The organism is Bacteroides sp. AF20-13LB, from assembly GCF_003603065.1.
GTDB lineage: Bacteria > Bacteroidota > Bacteroidia > Bacteroidales > Bacteroidaceae > Bacteroides > Bacteroides uniformis.
Genome location: NZ_QTMH01000005.1, coordinates 13,875 through 30,836, shown reverse-complemented (window position 1 = coordinate 30,836; position 16,962 = coordinate 13,875). Strand labels below are relative to the sequence as shown.

The 16,962-nt window shown below is 51.0% G+C and carries 11 protein-coding genes; all 11 read right to left on the bottom strand.

The features are described from left to right. Nucleotides 1-52: 52 nt before the first annotated feature. Nucleotides 53-985 (bottom strand): hypothetical protein, encoded by a 933-nt coding sequence (locus tag DWX62_RS06590; RefSeq protein ID WP_117515197.1) that lies wholly within the window; start codon nucleotides 983-985, stop codon nucleotides 53-55. Nucleotides 986-991: 6 nt separating this feature from the next. Then, the gene (locus tag DWX62_RS06585) at nucleotides 992-1,732 is read right to left on the bottom strand and encodes a hypothetical protein (RefSeq protein ID WP_004328512.1); all 741 of its coding nucleotides are present in this window, start codon (nucleotides 1,730-1,732) and stop codon (nucleotides 992-994) included. A 156-nt stretch (nucleotides 1,733-1,888) separates the two neighbouring features. Beyond that, nucleotides 1,889-2,512 (bottom strand): hypothetical protein, encoded by a 624-nt coding sequence (locus DWX62_RS06580; RefSeq protein WP_004328513.1) that lies wholly within the window; start codon nucleotides 2,510-2,512, stop codon nucleotides 1,889-1,891. A 21-nt stretch (nucleotides 2,513-2,533) separates the two neighbouring features. Then, nucleotides 2,534-2,959, bottom strand: a complete 426-nt coding sequence (locus DWX62_RS06575; RefSeq protein ID WP_004328514.1) for a tetratricopeptide repeat protein — start codon at nucleotides 2,957-2,959, stop codon at nucleotides 2,534-2,536. Nucleotides 2,960-2,965: 6 nt separating this feature from the next. Beyond that, the gene (locus tag DWX62_RS06570; protein WP_004328515.1) at nucleotides 2,966-4,096 is read right to left on the bottom strand and encodes a VWA domain-containing protein; all 1,131 of its coding nucleotides are present in this window, start codon (nucleotides 4,094-4,096) and stop codon (nucleotides 2,966-2,968) included. A 14-nt stretch (nucleotides 4,097-4,110) separates the two neighbouring features. After that, the gene (locus tag DWX62_RS06565; RefSeq protein ID WP_004328516.1) at nucleotides 4,111-6,333 is read right to left on the bottom strand and encodes a DUF5682 family protein; all 2,223 of its coding nucleotides are present in this window, start codon (nucleotides 6,331-6,333) and stop codon (nucleotides 4,111-4,113) included. 28 nt (nucleotides 6,334-6,361) lie between these two features. After that, nucleotides 6,362-7,441, bottom strand: a complete 1,080-nt coding sequence (locus DWX62_RS06560; protein WP_004328517.1) for an AAA family ATPase — start codon at nucleotides 7,439-7,441, stop codon at nucleotides 6,362-6,364. 14 nt (nucleotides 7,442-7,455) lie between these two features. After that, on the bottom strand, nucleotides 7,456-8,931 hold the full coding sequence (locus tag DWX62_RS06555; RefSeq protein WP_004328518.1) for a DUF5691 domain-containing protein: 1,476 nt from the start codon (nucleotides 8,929-8,931) through the stop codon (nucleotides 7,456-7,458). Next, complete coding sequence (locus DWX62_RS06550; protein WP_004328519.1) at nucleotides 8,918-10,249, bottom strand: SWIM zinc finger family protein; 1,332 nt, start codon at nucleotides 10,247-10,249, stop codon at nucleotides 8,918-8,920. Before DWX62_RS06550 ends, DWX62_RS06555 begins: the two co-directional genes overlap by 14 nt. Before the next feature lie 29 nt (nucleotides 10,250-10,278). After that, the gene (locus DWX62_RS06545; protein WP_009316579.1) at nucleotides 10,279-11,154 is read right to left on the bottom strand and encodes a DUF4261 domain-containing protein; all 876 of its coding nucleotides are present in this window, start codon (nucleotides 11,152-11,154) and stop codon (nucleotides 10,279-10,281) included. Nucleotides 11,155-11,185: 31 nt separating this feature from the next. Next, nucleotides 11,186-16,801: a DUF4253 domain-containing protein gene (locus tag DWX62_RS06540; protein WP_117515205.1), complete on the bottom strand. Its 5,616-nt coding sequence runs from the start codon at nucleotides 16,799-16,801 to the stop codon at nucleotides 11,186-11,188. Between the last annotated feature and the right edge of the window lie 161 nt (nucleotides 16,802-16,962).

Genomic DNA, 16,962 nt, shown 5'->3' with positions numbered 1-16,962 from the left:
CGCGCCCCGTCCCGCCCGAAAGAGTTCCCCGGCGTTTGTCCGGCAGCCGACATTATTCAAGGTAGTATTCTATAATATCTTTTATCAGTAGCTCTTCTCCTTGTTTCCATAATTTCCAGCCTTGTTCACTCTTTATTGTATCGCCTTGTACCTCAAACGGTTTTCGGACTTCTGTATTGTCCTTGAAGCAGACTACCGTCACCATGCGAAGATAGTCTTCCCAAGAGATATAGTAGGTGTCAAAGTCATGCGTTCTTTTCGCTGGAATACCATTTATCCGCATGAGGCTGCGGTTGCGTTGCATCCTGTTTCCATGCATCATAATCTGCCCAGATGAACAGTTGATCCATGCCGTTTTTCCGCTTTCCTCGTTCAGTACAATTTCAGCCCTTCCCGCCATTAAGCCCAACACTCTAAAACGGAGCATGGGAAAAGTGTAGGTCAGACTTGCCGTCTCTTCTAAGTATTCATGTATGTTGCTTCCGGATCTCCATGCCAAGGGCATTAACGTATCTGATTCCGAAGAGTAACGATAGTAATATCTGCCATCTTTGCATGAAGCGTTATTCTGTCCGTCCTGCCATTCCTGCGGATTGTCATCCTTCCTTTTCCGCTCGGCAATATCCTTGTCAAACGGATACTGATGCAGTGCAATGCTATCTTCCGGCTCCTTGCACGTTGCTGTCCGGTATAATGGTATGACGGGGTTCTGCTCGGCTATGACCTCCATGAACCCAATACCCAAAGGAGCATATAATCCATTCTTGCGTTGGAACTGGAAATGATTGCCTTGTATGAAAAGGGAGGGAAAATCATCGGAAGCAATCCCCGTTATTATATCCGCTTCGCCAATAACATCCGCTGTCCGTTGGTCTTGTTTGCATGAAGATGTGCAGGCGGACTCATTGTCTGTCGGAGGCATAGGCGGCTTGCAACTCATGACCGATGCAGCCGTCAAAAGTAGTGTTATGATGACGGTTTTCATCTAAGTTTAAGCCCCACCTTCACCATGCCATGTGCAGGTTTGGGTATTATCTTGATAGTTATGCTGTATCCATTGCCCTGATTTCTCACCGTCGGTGTATTGTCCCTCAATGGTTATATAGGGTTTACCCTCCCATGTTGATTCCACACGATACGAACCGTCGAGTTTTCCATTACGGTAGTGGCATGTAGTCTTGCTGCGTATTGCGCGGCCGTCCTCGAAGATTTCCCATTCCTCGCCATCTTTTTTCCCGTCGATATAATGAGATTCAAAAATCTGCTTACCCGTCTTGTTGGCAAAGCGACGTTCCCGCCCGTTCTCCACACTCTGTTTGTACTCCTTTTCTATCTCTATTTTTCCGTTACGGAAATAGGTCTTTACAGTTCCGTCTATCTTGCCTTGTAGTATGGGTGTTTCCTTTCGAGGAGTAACGCCGTCTTGGTAGTATTCCGTGAATGTACCGTTACGCTTGCCCTTGACATATATGCCCGACTCACGCAATACCCCGTCACGGTAGCGATGATAGTCACCGTTTATCATGCCGTCTGAAAGTTTCACGTGTTCTTCGTCAAGCCCTCGTATAATGCGATATTTTCCCTGCAACGGCCGTTTACTGTCTTTTTTATAATATACTGTGCGGTGTGCATCATCCGTCAGGGGCTGCAAATCATTCCATTCTACTGTTTGTTGTGCGGAAACCGTGCCGCAAAGCAACAAAAAAATGTATAGTATCAACATTCTATTCATATGTCGTATATTTTTATTTTTCGAGGTTGATAATGTTCTGTGGCAAACTGATTTTCAGGGGGGGGGGGGGCAAACCGCTTATTATATTTATTTTGAAGAAATTTCTCCATTCTTATAGCTTTGCTATAAAATAAAGCATTAATCCAACTATTATATTCACTCTTCAAGTTTACTTTTCACCAATTTCAGGAATTCCTCCTTAGTCATGAACCTGTCGAGAAAATCATTCAGTCGTCCCTCATTGGTTACTTCCGTGAAAAATTCCTCATGATCCGTACTCCAGACGACAGGATTCTCAGGGTCGTTATCTGACAGGCAGATGAGATAGTAATTGGGATAACCGTCCGTATAAAGCAGCTCTACAAAATCCGGAGTGGCACAATTTGAATACTTGATGATTTCACCCAGCTCTGCATTATCCGTAAACCAACCATTCCATTCTTCAAAATCCGGTGTCCCTTTTTGGAATGGCGTAAATGGTCTGGCAACCCAAAACAGTTGGCGGCGAGGTTCTTCATCCAAGGTAAAGAACGTATCTGTCATTTCCTTATAGAACGCCTCCCTGTCAGAATTGAACAACTCCATATGCTCATCCACCCAATCGCCCAAACCTTCAATCGGCTCTGTATCTTCGGCAGCCAGCCAGGGCGTGTCCACCGGTTTAAGGAACAAGGCCGTATCGAATGTAATGGCACAGAGATCCTCTTTCAGTGAATTCCCTTTCAGGTTTGCTACGTTGCCGCCCAGTAGCCTGATTCTGTCTGTTATTTCCTTTTTCATGAGTGCCGTATAATTTTGTTATTATTTTTGTTTGAGATTCACATGCCCGGACAGCCATTGGAAATATTTCCAGTCTTCCTTGAAAATCTTTTCCCCTTCGAGCATATAGGCGCGGAGAAGAAATTCAGTTGCATTGGTTTCATCCTCCATTTCCAGATAGTTCTCGCCAAGGCGCAGCAGGATGAAAGGATTGTCTGTCTCTCCGATATTGTAGCATTTGCGGAAAAACTCCAGCGACTTGCCGTAGTTCCCCATCATGAAATGGGCGTCACCGATTGAGCCGACGAGCCAGAGATATGCTTCCCAGTCTTCCTTCGGTTCAGGAAGGATGTCCAGTGCCTCTTGGAAACAGGAGATGGCTTTCGCGTAATCTTCGCTTTCCATCGCCTCATTTCCCGTTTCTGACAGTTCTTCGATTCTGTCGTACAGTTCATCTGAAAGTTCCATATTCCTCTATTTTTCTTTGATATTCTTTGATGCCCACATCCCGATATCCTGCTTGCTCAATGCCGCAGCCATCAGGTCGGGGAATTTGTCAGGCGTACAGGCAAATGTGGGAACACCCAGACCGGCAAGATACTCGGCATTACGCTTGTCGTAGCAGGGCGCCCCGTCATCGTTCAGGGCCGGAAGCACAATCAGCTGCACACCGCTGGCCACAATGGAGGCGAAACGCTTGCGCATCTCCTTCTCGTCACCGCCTTCATAGAGGTCGGTCACCAGTACCAGCACAGTGTCCTGCGGCCGTGTGATCACACCCTGACAGTAAGTCAGGGCCCTGGCTATGTCGGTTCCTCCGCCGAGCTGGACACCGAACAACAGGTCAACCGGGTCCTGCAGGTCATCGGTAAGGTCAACGACCGAAGTGTCGAACACCACCATACGCGTATTGACGGACGGCAGGGAGGCCAGTACCGAACCGAAGATGCCGGAATATACGACAGAGGTTCCCATCGAACCGCTCTGGTCGAGACAGAGAATGATGTCCTTCAGAGCCTTGCATTTTCTGCCGTAGCCTATCCTGACTTCCGGAATGACGGTCTTGTACTGGGGCTGGTAGTTCTTCAGGTTCTTTATGATGGTCGTCTTCCAGTCTATCTCGTTGTAACGGGGATTGCGCCTTCTCGCCGAACGGTTCAAAGCACCGGTGACGGCCTGCTGGGTCGGGGAAGAGAGCTTCCGCAGCAGGTCATCCACGACCTTGCGTACAACCTGACGGGCCATGTCCTTGTTCTTTTCGGGAATGGCCCTGCCGAGTGACATCAGTGTAGCTACCAGATGTACGTCAGGGACAACTGTTGCCAGCATCTCCTTCTCGGTAAGCAGCGAATCGATATGCAGACGCTTGATGGCATCCCTCTGGATGACCTGCACGACGGTCTGTGGGAAAAACTCCCGGATATCGCCAAGCCAGCGGCTTACCTTTGGGGCCGACGACCCGAGTCCGCCGCGGCGGTCACTGTCATAGACGGCTTCCAGCGAACTGTCAAGGCGCTGTTCTTCCACCGTCAGCGTTACACCCGTCCCGTCAGCGGCATTCCCGCCGAGAGCCATACGCCATCTTTTCAAATATTCTGTTTCCATGTTCTGTTCCTTTTTTATCCGATTCCCAGAAGTCTGCCGAGCAGGGGTATTACTTTGGATGCATCCCCGTCATTGCAGGAATGTTCCCCGGAGGCGATTCCGGTATCGGTTCCGTTCAATTCGAATCCTTTGGCCTTCTCGCCGAGTTTGCGGCGCTCGGCTGTAGTGAAATTGCTGAATGTACGTCTGATCACCGGCAGCAGTTCTATGAAATTTGCGTCGCTCAAACCGCAGAGCCAGCCGTTCACGAGCTGCCACAGGTTGTCGTCCAGCAGCAGTACCGAACCTGATGCACGCAGGAATCCCTCAAACCAGTATGCGATGTCGGAAGGTGCGTTGCCCACCGATGAATAGAAGCTCAAGGTGTCACGCATCTCTTCACGCGATATCCTGCCCTTGTCGTAGAGTATGCGTGCCGCGTACCCGGAGAGCAGCGGATGCGCTCCTGATGAATTGCGGATCTGCTGCACGAACCCATACCACATGCCGTTCAGCTCTTCGTCATCAAGCGTGGATACGGCATAGTTGGTAGCCGACAGGTGTTCAAGAAGTTCTCCGGCTGCCTCCTCGTCGATGTTGATGCAGACGAGCAGACCTCCTGCAAGGATACGTGCCACCATGGCCCGGAGCATGTTGCCCACCTTGCTGAAATCCAGATTGCGGACATCGCCGTAACGGACGATGTTCACCAGGTCGGGAACCGCTTCCATCATCTCCACAATGTCTGTGGATGCCGCCGACAGACGGTCAAGACGGATGGTCATCGCTTCCACAAGCTCCGGAAGGTTGGCCGGAATGACCCGGTCAAGAAGTCCCGTCAGTTCGGGGATTCTGGTGATTCCGGTCATGCGGTCGGAGACGTACTTCTGCACGGCTTCCTCCACGGTATTGCCCCAGACTGCCCGTTCTATGATGCAGACAATCTGTTCCGGTCTATGGTAAAGACTCCATTTTTCCTTGAAAGTACCCTTGCCGCCTGCGGTTTCCGGCTTGGCCCAGTCTATGTCAAGCAGGGCCAGGCGGTGGAAGAACAGGCTGCGTTCCAGGTCGGTCTCCTTGCGCAGGTCAAGTGTCATCTCCTTTATTTCCGCCGTGAAAGGAACACGCAAGCGTTTCTGCTGCCGTTCCACGTCAATCAGGAGAGGGACTTTGGGTACCGCTTCCGGCACTTTGCCCAGACAGTTGCCCACGATGAGCGATTCCCTGACGAGCTGCAGCAGCATATCGTCCCCGAAGCCCATTACGGTGGTCACCGCCTCGTTGTATTCCTCAAGCGTCGGGGCGGGCAATCCACGCAACGCAGCTGTCGTCTGCGCCAGACGGACTGTCTCGATTACGTGGGCCACCGAGATGTCCATGTCCTTCTTCCTCAGAAGGGCCGCTATACGGCTGACCCACCAGGTGCCGTCATCTTCCGGATGATGCCACAGGTAATGATACCATCCCGGAGAGTCTATGCCGGCCCCGTAACCGCTGCGGAAGGTGAGCCTGTCATACGTCCACGGAATCCACGTGCATTCCGCCTTTACCTTCGGGAGCCCTTTCAGCAGCTCGTTGTCATCCTTCACCTTCGGCATATTCTCCAGTGCCGGGACATGCCATGCCCCGCAGATTACGGCTATGCACCCGAAAGGTTCCTTCTGGGCCGCTCGTATCATGCGACGCATCCACGCTTCACGGACAAGGTTCCTGCGGGAGGTATGTTCCGGGAGAGCTTCCCTGAGCGCGGTCACAGCTTCCTTGACGGCCTCGAAGATGCCGCTGCCGTCTCTGCGCTGTTCTATGTTCATGTTCCACCACGATTCACCGTCAGTATAGCCGGCAGCTTCTGCCAGCAGGTCAAACGGATCACCCGGCTGTTTAATAGCTTCATCATCCGCTTCTACAGGCTCGTTGCCATCCTTCCTTTCCGCTTCGAAGGCAAGGGAATGGGCAAGCGGGAGATCGAAGAAGCGTAAGGTGACATTCTCCCGGAGAGCATAGCGCAAAGCCTGCCATTCCGGCGAGAAGTCGGCAAACGGATAGAATACGGCATTCTGCGGCACATCGGGTTGATAGCCGAGCAGGGCTACCGGAGGCTTCATCTGCCCGTAGGAGACGAACGGCATGAGAGCCTCGGCCTCCGCCGGTCCCTCAAGCAGTATGAGGTCGGGACGGATACGCTCAAGTTCCTGCAGGATGTTCCGGCAGGAGCCCGGCCCGTGATGACGTATTCCCAATAGATGAATGTCTGTCATATTACTTGTCTCATGCAAAATACGTCAATCAAATCATATCTCTTGAAGCCCTGTAGATGTCTTTCCAGCCCTCACGGTTCTTGACCACTGTCTCCATGTATTCCTGCCATACCACTTTGTCCTGTACAGGGTCTTTCACCACGGCACCGAGGATGCCTGAAACGAGGTCCTCCGCATGGATCTGGCCGTCACCGAAATAGCCGGCCATGGCAAGGCCGTTGTTCACCACGGATATGGCTTCTGCCGTACTCAGTGTGCCGCTCGGGCTCTTGAGCTTCGTCTTGCCGTCGCCGGTGGCTCCCTGACGCAGCTCACGGAAAATGGTGACGACACGACGGATTTCATCAAGGGCAGGTTTCTCTGCCGGCAGCTGCATCACTTTCTCGAAGCTCTCCACGCGGCGGCGGACAATGTCAACTTCTTCCTCAAGCGTGTCGGGCAACGGGAGGATGACCGTGTTGAAACGGCGTTTCAGTGCGCTTGAAAGGTCATTCACACCTTTATCCCTATTGTTGGCCGTGGCTATGATGTTGAATCCGCGGATGGCCTGCACCTCCTTGTTCAGCTCGGGGATGGGCAGGGTCTTCTCCGAAAGGATGGTGATGAGCGTATCCTGCACGTCAGAACCGATACGGGTAAGCTCCTCAATGCGGCCGATCTTGCCTTCCTGCATCGCCTTCATCACCGGGGTCTGTACCAGGGCACCCTCACTCGGCCCCTCGGCGAGAAGACGGGCATAGTTCCAGCCATAGCGGATGGCCTCTTCTCCCGTTCCGGCGGTACCCTGTACTATCAGCGTCGAATCGCCTGATATGGCTGCCGCCATGTGCTCGCTGACCCAGCTCTTGGCCGTACCGGGAAGACCGTACAGAAGCAGCGCCCGGTCGGTGACAAGGGTGGCCACGGCAATCTCCATCAGGCGGCGGTTGCCTATGTATTTCGGTGAAACCTCAAAACCGTTCTTCAGTATCCCTCCCATGAGGTAGGTGACCACGGATTGGGGTGACATCTCCCAGTTTTCGGGAATCGGGTTGGTCTCGTTCTTTTTCAGTTCATGAAGTTCCTCTGCAAACTGTTGCTCGGCATGTTGTCTCAGTAAAGTGCTCATATGAATATCAATATTTATTTTTCATTTAACAAAGTGTCTATTTCAGATTTAAGATCCATGAATTCCAGCATCTTCGAGCAGAACTCGTTCATGGACGGCGAAGCCTCCGCCGAAGAGGCGGCCTTGGCCTTGATCAGGTTCCTTAGATGTGACGGGATATGCATGGCAAGCCGTTCCGCCATGTCTGCGGCATAGTACAGGTAATCCTTTTTCAGAATCCAAGACATGACGCTGGAAGAGAATTTCGGGCCCCATGCCTCGTAGTCGTTGCCGTACCATGAGTCGGGTATGAATCCGAAATCCCGGACCGTTTCCGGCCAGCTGATTTCCTCCCGCTGGGAGGGAGTGAGCATCGCCACGAGTTCCGGCTTGCGCAGATAGGAAGGGTCTTCCTTCAGGGTGTGGAAAGCCCACAGCCCGTCCGAGAAGTTGAGTATCGGGTCCTCCAGCTCCAGGAACTTCCTGAAAGGGGGATGCTTGGCGAATTTTCTCGCGGCCTCTTCCTTACCGCAGCCATATACCTCGCACCAGAAACTCAAAGGCACCCGTTCGGCGAGCTGCCTCAGGATGAATTCGGAATCGCCCTCTTTCTTGTTGGAGCTTACCTCGGACAGCCCCATGGCCTTCATCTCCGGGGTGTATCCGATCTCGTCGTATGACCATCCGGTAAGCATGTTGTGTCTGATATGTCCACGCAGGAGTTCGCAGCAGCGCATCACCATGGCTGAATCGGGAATCATGCACAGAAGTTTCCGTGCCGTTTCCTTGACAATGGAGCTGCGGTCCGACTCCAGCACTTCCTGTATGAAGAGCTCGTCGGCCTTGCTGATGTTTATCCGGAGACATTCAAGCAGCTCGTTGCGCTGGTTGGCCGGTTCGCTCTTCCAGTCTTTCCGCAGCAGTTCAAGGGCTGCGGCAGAATCCTGCTGCCTGAATCTGGCAAGCATCTCCTTACGCTCGCCGTGGGTGGCCGTATCCCAAGAATCGGTGATCCCGCATTCCTCTCCGACAAGGCCCATCTGCCTGATCAGCCATAAGCCTCTGTTCCCGACGAGATTTTTCAGCAGCCTGCGTTCTTCAAACCGCAACGGATTGTTGCGGTCATAGGCACGCCGGATAAGCGGCTGGAGGTATTCGGGCGAAATGATTTTTCCCGACCCCTGCGCCAGACGGTAGGCGTAGGCTAGCATATAGCGTGTACCGTGGAGTCTGGAAAAGAGTTGACTCCGGTCCTTGTCGAAATACGGCAGTTCCTCTTCCGGGGCTGTTTTCACGGGGACAATGCCTTCCGCTCCGGCCGGTTCCCATCCGGCACGCCTGTAGGCGAAGGCGGATGCGGCTGTCATGTACAGGAACGATTCCGTGTCTTCGGCTTTCCCGTGGATCCCGTCAACCAGAGTCTGAAGGGACTCGGGAAAGGCTCCGGGAACGAATTCACGGTTGGCTGTTCCAAGCAGTGCAGCCTGTATGATAGGTTCAGTTACGTTCATCTCTCCAAGTATGATATTCTTTGTTGTACCAAATGGATTTCAGTTCCCATATATCCCCGTTTACAATGACCAGCGAGGCGAACGGATTGCCGCCGGTAATGGCGAGGATGTCGATGAAGGTTTCCTCGGGCATCGCCACACGGACGGCATTGCCCGCGTTGTCCAGCAGCGTGTAGTCTTTCCCGTTACGGGCAACCCTCACGTCATCCACAAGCAGGGGGACGTCCTCGAAAAACGGATTCGTCAGCATGGCCGTGCGGTACACCGCGGCAGCCTGCTTCAGGTTAGGGCTGCACGCCGGCACAAAGTTTTCTTCCGCGAGTACGGACTCCCGGAACAATGCACGCCGGCATGTACCCGTGCCGTTGTAAAAGCATAGCGCCCCTTTATAGGCACTGCCCGGAATCCAGTTCTCGGTGGAAAAGGTACCGGCAACGGCAAAACTCAGGTATCTGGCGAAAAGTCTGCTTTCCTTTCCGTAAAACCAGTAGATGTCGGTATTGATATCGTTGACTTTACGGGACTGCTTGTGAAGCACGAGCCAGCTGTCCGCCACCGGCTCTCCGGCAAGGACGTTGTCCTTGGACTGGGGATATCCGATCTGCGTGCGTATCTCGTCCTTCCATTCTTCGGGAAGGCCGTCCATGTTTCTGTAGCTCTGCATGAGCAGGTACAGCCTGCCCATGCTTTCCGTCAGGTCGGATTTCCAGCTTTCCGAGTCGAAGTCTATAGCCTCCATGGCTCTCAGTCTCCCCGCAAGTCCCGGTGCCTGGGCATCCACCATCCTCCGGGCCATGTTGTCAAACAGGGTATAGGCACGTTCCGGAACATTCAGGAATCCGTTGCGCACCAGGTCCTTCATCCATACCTCAAGGTCGGATATGCCTCCCAGTACCTTCTGGTGCCGCTTCTCCTGCCTCTTGGCCTGAGCCGCTTCATCCACAGGGGTTTCGCTTTTGGCTTTCTGCTCCTTCTTTTCGGCCTTCTCCGTTCTTTTGGCAAGCCACGCCGTCACCCATTCCGGCTCTTCCGCCTGCGTGAACTGGTCAGGCTGGCGGGCGTACAGCAACAGCAGGCCAAGCCCATGCTTGCACGGGAATTTGCGGCTCGGGCAGGAACACTTGAACGCAATGTCATTCAAGTCTATCACCGTCTGGTAGGGATTCTTTCCGCTTCCCTGGCAATGACCCCAGACGGCACGTCCGCTGCATTCCTTCAGTACCCATTTGCTCAAGGTCGCAAGTCCTTTGCCAGCCTTTACAGATGAGTCGTCGGGAGCGAGCTGCAATATCTGTTCTTCTGTCAAGTTCAATGGCATACGCAACAAGTTAATTGGTCATTGGTAAATCATTCCCTGTTCCCGGCTGCATATTCTCCCGTGTTGATGTCAAGTACGGGACGCTTGGGCTGTATCAGCGCGTCTTCGTATTGGCATTTCCACTGGATGCTGCGGTCCATATCACCGTCTTTGATTCCATCGATGGTTTCTCCCGAATCTATTTCGTTGCCGCTTGTAAGCAGATAGGAAGCCACGTTGTAGGCATGGTTCACTATCCAGTTCGGATCAAGTCCGCGGAAGTGGTACTGCAGGTCAGGCAGGAACAGCGTGTTCATCCCGAGTGTATCGACCAGCATGTCGTCGGAACCCTGAATCGTGAAGAAACGGACGTTTACGGCATAGCGGATGAACCGGTCAGGACCTTCTATCTGATTGCCGCGGATTTCCTCCGCCTCGAACAGTTTCCCGCTGCCGCTGAAGAAGAACGCTTCGCAGGACGGGAACAGTTCGGCGAGCGCTTCAAGGTAGTCCATTTCCAGATTGGCACGTTCCAGAGAAGACAGGCCGCGGGCAAGGAAGTCCGTAGCGAGCATACTGTACCGGCATTCCTCAAGGATACGGTCACGGCTTTCCTGGCAGTCCCACATCTGGCTCCGGGTGAAGTCGTCCACGGTCTTTCCGTCAAAGTCCATGCACGAAGTCATCAGGAACTGCACGGGCGCTTTCCCGTCCTCAAACTCCACCATGTGGTCCAGGGCGGTGATGAAGACAGACTTGTCATCACCTTCGCGGCATTCTACATTGCCGAAATGCTTCCGGCATACATCAGCCACCCTCTGCGTATCCGGCAATTCAACCGGTTCCTTGAACAGAAGGTTTATAAGTAAAGGTCCTCCGGGCTGCAGTTCCTTTGTATTTAGGTCTTGTTGAAATACTTGATTCATATTGAAATGCTTTTGAATGTGAAAGAATCGGTTAATCCCACCAGAAATACCATATTCTGGATTGACGCAACGTGTCGGCAAGACTGCCTATGCCGTCACAGCTCTGGTCCATATCCGGACAGAAAGCATATTGCTGTATTGCGGCTTCCATTGCTCTGTCTTCCGGAACGGGAGCTGGAAGTTCATACTCCAGCTGGTCGCTGGTAAAGGTTCCCGGAACAGCACCGTATTCCTCGTACCAATACTTTGAGATGGCCATCAGTTCGGGGTTTGCAGGACAGTCGTTCCAGTTGCCGAATGGCAGGTACGCGAATATTTTCCACGGCTCCGTGACCGGAATACGGGCAAGGATCAGCGGATGCGTCATGTTCGTATCGGTATTCCAGTAGCTCGAATAACGGTTGTTGTCGAATCCGCCTTCAGGCTCTTCATCAATATCATCGTTGTCCTGCCCGGTCAGCTTGTCAAGGATGGATTTCCCGTCCATGACAGGAGCCTCAAGCAGCCTTCTGCGGAATTCATTGACTTTTTCCCGGTTGAATGTGTAATCATCCGAGCTTTCGCTGTCAGGATCCGAGTTCCCGATTATGTTTTCCCACAAACCTTCATCGACATTGACCAGAACGGGGATGAAGCCTTCCCGCACGCCGAGCCGTTGGGCATAGGTATAGGCTGACATGATAGGGTCATCGTCACTCATGGATGGGAAATAGGTGCATTCACAATCAAGATAATCCATGAAGGCACGGGCCAGTTCGTCTGGCTCAACGGTATCTTTGTCTATATGCAGCCCCTGCCAGTTGGCGAAGCGTCTGTCTATGCGTTGTGACATTGCCTGGTAATAATCCTCGTCATACGGGACAAACAGGTATGCTTCCTCTTTGAACTCATCGGAATGATACCTTTCCGGACCGAAATAATCCAGGGCGTGGTTGTCAATGTCTCCGGGATAAAATGGAGTTTCGTTGGCGCCATAGTAACTGCCATAATAGTAGTCGGCAAATGCACGGCCCTGTTTATTGAACAGGAATCTTGTAAGCTGCCCGTTCAGGTTGTCCTTTATGAACACCCTCAGGTCATCATCGGCCGAGCCGCTTTTGATCCGGGACACAAGGTCTCCGAACTGTTCAAGAAAATCATCCCTCATAAGGTCATTTACCATGCACCAGCGTAGATATATTGCCAGATGATTGTAGGCCGTAATTGTATCTAACGGCAGATCCTTCTCTTTGAACTTCTCCAGATGGCCTTCCGCATCGTCCATCACTTCATCCGTGTCATCCGGGAAATCGGGACCGCCATCGGCATCGTCTTCGCTGCCGTATGAGATTTTCAGAGTCACTTTGTCCGGAAGGGCAACACCCTGTCCACGTGTTATCCTATGTTTATCGACAGCAGAGAAGCCTATGGTTTCTCCGTCGTTGAGAACTGCATCGTATTCCAGAACATATCCTGCCATGCTGGCCAGGAAGTCTCTCACCTTTGACGGGTCGGCATCCACGTCAAGGACCTCCATTTCGTCCTTGCCGAAACACTCCATTCCATAGGTGTAGCCGCTGATTCCCTTTTCGGTACGGTAAAGCCCGAACCATATCCAGTTGTATATAGGCAGCGAATCCTCCTTCATCATTCCGGAAAAGCCTTCATAGAAACGGGGCTGGAAAACGACACCGCTGGTATAGATACCGGTTATATTCTTCTGGTGGCAGCAGACAGACAACAGCTTCACGTACAGTTTACCTCTTTCGATCAGGGACTCCTCTTTGCCGATAACGGCAACCATGATGTGAGCCTTATGCTCTTTGGCTGTTTTTTCGGCCTCCGACCACATGTAATTGTTCTTCGCGCATTCTTCGGCTTCGCCATTAGGTACGGGGGCAGGCATCAGGCTTACCGCCGCCATCATGTCACCCACGTCGAAGACCAGTGACTCGGGGTTCCGTTCCTCGTCAGATTTCTCTTCAGCGGTGATGTCCCACTGTTCTTTCAGATCTCTGATGTATTTTTCCTTGTCCCAGCTGTTGTCGGAGAGCAAGGCGAATCCCACGAATGTGCCGGCCTTTTTCTCACGTTCCTCGGCCTGCTTTGCCTGTTCCATCCAGTAGGAACGCACCATCTCGACAAGGGCCGTAGCATCCTTGACAGCCGTCTTTTCGTCATAGGGTTCCATCTCACTGAAGGTATGGCCGCAGTCTGACAAGCTGTCTCCTTCGTATCCACCATTCACGCCCAGCAGCCATTCACTGTCCTTGGTATCCTTGTATTTGAAAATGTAGTAGGTCATATCGTGCAGTACGAATGTTCCCGTACACTCGATCTCCGCTGGCTTATGTCCCAACTCCTGCGAGTGCGAGAGCCAGGCTATCATTGCAGCCAGAGCTGCTTCTTTCTGTCTGTTGTCCATATTCTTATCCCTTAGTTCGATATTTTCAGTCTCTCTTGTTTCAATATGCGTGTTGCTTGTGGCGCATGGCTCCACTGTATCGGATTCCTTCACGTTTGAACTGTTCTCCCGCTTCGAAATCTCCTCCATACACTCTTCGATGACTTCCTTGGCACTGCTGTCCTCCGGATCAAGTTCCGCCCAGCGTTTGGCATATTCTATCGCTTTTTCTTCTTGTCTCATAAGATATTGGTATGCGTATGCCATACGCATGTTCCAGTTCGCATTTTTCTCACCTTCGTCACGCACGGTCTCCATAAGTCTTATTGCCTTTAGTAGAACTCTGTCTCCTTTCCAGCGTTCTGTTCCTTCATCATTGTCACCGATAATGGCATAATTCTCATATGCACTTACAAGCAACATTTTTATCCTGTAGTCTTGTTGCTCTTCAGGTATTGCCTCCAAAGCCCTGATAGACTTCGTGTATTCGTCCTTCTCATTCCACTCTTCTATCTGACTGAAGAATGTATCATCTCCCGGACTGTACGAAATGCCATCAGGACTTTCTCCTTTCCATGGTTCGCTGTCTGAAAGTCTACATAACTGACCCTGCCTACAGAATTCGGAAAGGTAGAAAGAATACTCAGGATACTCATCAAGCAAAGGAAGCAAAGTTGAGATAAATACTTGCTGGTTATAGACAAACAGGTCGATATAGCTGTATTCCGTTCCGGTTGCACCCCCTGTTATCACACCGAGATTGCCCGGTTCAAGAATCTCTTCTGTTATCCTGTCTTCAAGATCATGACGGAAGTTCAATATATTATCTTCGCCAGCACCATTCTGGAAGACTATGTAAAGAGCTTGTGCACCGAAACCGTTGGCATGGTCAAATATCTCGGTTGAACCATGATAATAGTCAGCTACGATGGAGCTCAGACAGGTAGATCCTACTATCACATCGAAGCGCAGTTCATCACTTTCCTTCGGGGTCAGTTGATATCCCGTATAAACGTCCTTCGGATTCTCGAAGAATTCATGGCCGTGGGATTTCACGGTTTCCTCTATGTGCTGTCTCAACCCGGACAAGGCAATCATGCCTTCCTCAATGCCTGACGCTCTTTCTATACCATTGACATATTTGAATGAGACACCTTCTCCCAGTACAAGTTCCAAAATGACATGAAAGTTTCCGTCACTATTTTCTTCCGGTAAGGCACAAAGATTTTTGTCGTAATACCTGATGTTGAAGTTTTCTCTTTTTTCGTCATAGGATGCTTTTACCATGATCTTGCCCATATCGACATCGGTATCGTGTACACGGTATGCGAAAGACCCGACCTTGCCCGGGTTGAAGGGGAAGAACTTCCATTTGCCTTTCAGACACTCCGGCATACAGGATATGATGTAAGGATAGATGATGAAGAGATCCGGCCATCCTTCGACCGAGAACGTGAACTCATGGTCACCTCCGATATTGAAGTGCATGTCTTCCGATATCAGATTGGTTCCTTTACTGATAAACTCCATGAAGGCATCAGCTTCCTCCATGGATTTCGGATTCATCATGCCAGACAGCTTTTCTTCGTTTTCTACAAACCAGTTCCAGAATTCTTTCACTCGTCTGGTTAACGGCAAGTGCATATTGCACTGACGGATGATACTCAGGGTGTATTCATCTTCCGGATTAAGTTCCCTTGCCTTGCTGAAATAATCCAGGGCCTCCCGATAATTGTTCAGAAAATACTGGGCATATCCCATTCTGAAATTCCACCGTTCATCTTCAGCGCCTTCCTCCCTGACGGATTCGAGCAGTTCCGCGGCTTTGGCATATTCCTCAATATTGTTGTACGCCCTTGCAAGAAAGCCGGTCGTTTCAAAATCCCGTTCGGCTTCCGGAATCTGTTCCAGTGCATCGATGATTTCCTGATGCTTTTCGGCCTTGTGCCATTCGTCTATCTGCTCCATCAATTCGTCATTCATGTTCTCTCCGGTATATATGATTTGCTTTTTTTCCGGTTCTATAGGCTGGTCTGCAACCAAAGTCGGGAGGAATTCACTTGAAAGTTTTTTCAGGTCCTCTAACCGGGAGGCACACAACGTGAAGAGGGTGTACTGGTTGGGACACAGTGCATGACAGCTGTAAACGGGATAAGGTTCTTCATCCTCTGAATCTTGGTCGATACCCATGTCATAGAGGCGGTATTTTCCGCCGTCAAATTCCCTTTCTTCAATCATTTCCTCTTCCACATCAAGGAAATCCGGCTCACCATCGGTAGAGTATCCGGTGCATCTAACCGTGTGCCAGTTGTCTGCAGCCGCATCATAATAGACGAGGGTGCCTTCATCCGTATCTTCGAGATAGCTGCCCGGTAGGCTGAACCTGATCTTCCCGACCTTATGGTTGACAATTCCGCGCCGGTAGCCGATGGCAAATTCCGTTTCGTAGGGCGGTATCCCGTCAGTCGGGACAGGAACACAACCATGGAGTCTGCAAAGTTCCTCGTATTCCTTTTTGGGGAAAGGAAGAGACGGGTCAAGTGATGCTGTCGTTTCCAGCTCGCTTATGATGTACCCGTTGATACGGGCATCTTCTTCACTTCTTTCTGACGGCATGAAATAGCAGTCCTCCCACATGGCATTCAGGGCCATGCCTCTATGAAAACGTGCATCACGTTCCGAATTGTTCCAGATGAAGAAATCATCGGCAAAAGATTCGATTCCTTCTTCCCGGATACGCCTAACGACCTCTGAAAGACAGAAAGAACCCAAAGGTGAAATGACAATGCCGTTGTCTGATTGAGGGTAATATTTATTGATATCCCAACAGAATAACAAAGACGTGCTGCCTTTGTCCTTCTGCTCCTGGATGATTTCAAACAGTTTGGCCAGCCACTTGTGAAAATGTTTCTTCTTCATGGCCTCAAAGTCCCTTTCCGTGTAATAGTCCGTCTCGTCTTCAACCTCAAACCGGGTACGGGTCGCCTGTTGAAGTCTGTCGATGAACTCTATTGCTGCCTTGTGGAAGCCGGGACCAAGCATGTTGGTCTGGCAGTCTCCGTTTACGGAAATGACGTTGTCTGTATTTCCTTCTCCCTCATGTTGATAATTTAGGAACAAGTCGCCCAGCCTGCAAAAACTTACCGTCGAAGATGATTCATCGTGCTCTGCATTATAACCGGACTCAACAGCCTGACTTTCTACAGTCTGTTGAAACTTTTCAATATCCTTGATTTTAGTGTGAATGGTGAATCCAAGTCCCATAATTTCATTATTTTGTTTATAAATGCAAGATACCGATTTTATTCCAACTGGTCACATTTAATTTGTTAATAATAACAGAAATTTGGCACTATTGTAATACAATACGCCTTCCACATGGAAATCCATGCTTTTAATCATAGTTTAGCAACATTTTGTCAGTT

Bases quoted from the DNA above. Each gene is read 5' to 3' on its own strand.
- DWX62_RS06585 (WP_004328512.1), bottom strand. From the start codon at position 1,732: ATGAATAGAATGTTGATACTATACATTTTTTTGTTGCTTTGCGGCACG.
- DWX62_RS06550 (WP_004328519.1), bottom strand. From the start codon at position 10,249: ATGCCATTGAACTTGACAGAAGAACAGATATTGCAGCTCGCTCCCGAC.
- DWX62_RS06575 (WP_004328514.1), bottom strand. From the start codon at position 2,959: ATGGAACTTTCAGATGAACTGTACGACAGAATCGAAGAACTGTCAGAA.
- DWX62_RS06560 (WP_004328517.1), bottom strand. From the start codon at position 7,441: ATGAGCACTTTACTGAGACAACATGCCGAGCAACAGTTTGCAGAGGAA.
- DWX62_RS06565 (WP_004328516.1), bottom strand. From the start codon at position 6,333: ATGACAGACATTCATCTATTGGGAATACGTCATCACGGGCCGGGCTCC.
- DWX62_RS06540 (WP_117515205.1), bottom strand. From the start codon at position 16,801: ATGGGACTTGGATTCACCATTCACACTAAAATCAAGGATATTGAAAAG.
- DWX62_RS06545 (WP_009316579.1), bottom strand. From the start codon at position 11,154: ATGAATCAAGTATTTCAACAAGACCTAAATACAAAGGAACTGCAGCCC.
- DWX62_RS06590 (WP_117515197.1), bottom strand. From the start codon at position 985: ATGAAAACCGTCATCATAACACTACTTTTGACGGCTGCATCGGTCATG.
- DWX62_RS06570 (WP_004328515.1), bottom strand. From the start codon at position 4,096: ATGGAAACAGAATATTTGAAAAGATGGCGTATGGCTCTCGGCGGGAAT.
- DWX62_RS06555 (WP_004328518.1), bottom strand. From the start codon at position 8,931: ATGAACGTAACTGAACCTATCATACAGGCTGCACTGCTTGGAACAGCC.
- DWX62_RS06580 (WP_004328513.1), bottom strand. From the start codon at position 2,512: ATGAAAAAGGAAATAACAGACAGAATCAGGCTACTGGGCGGCAACGTA.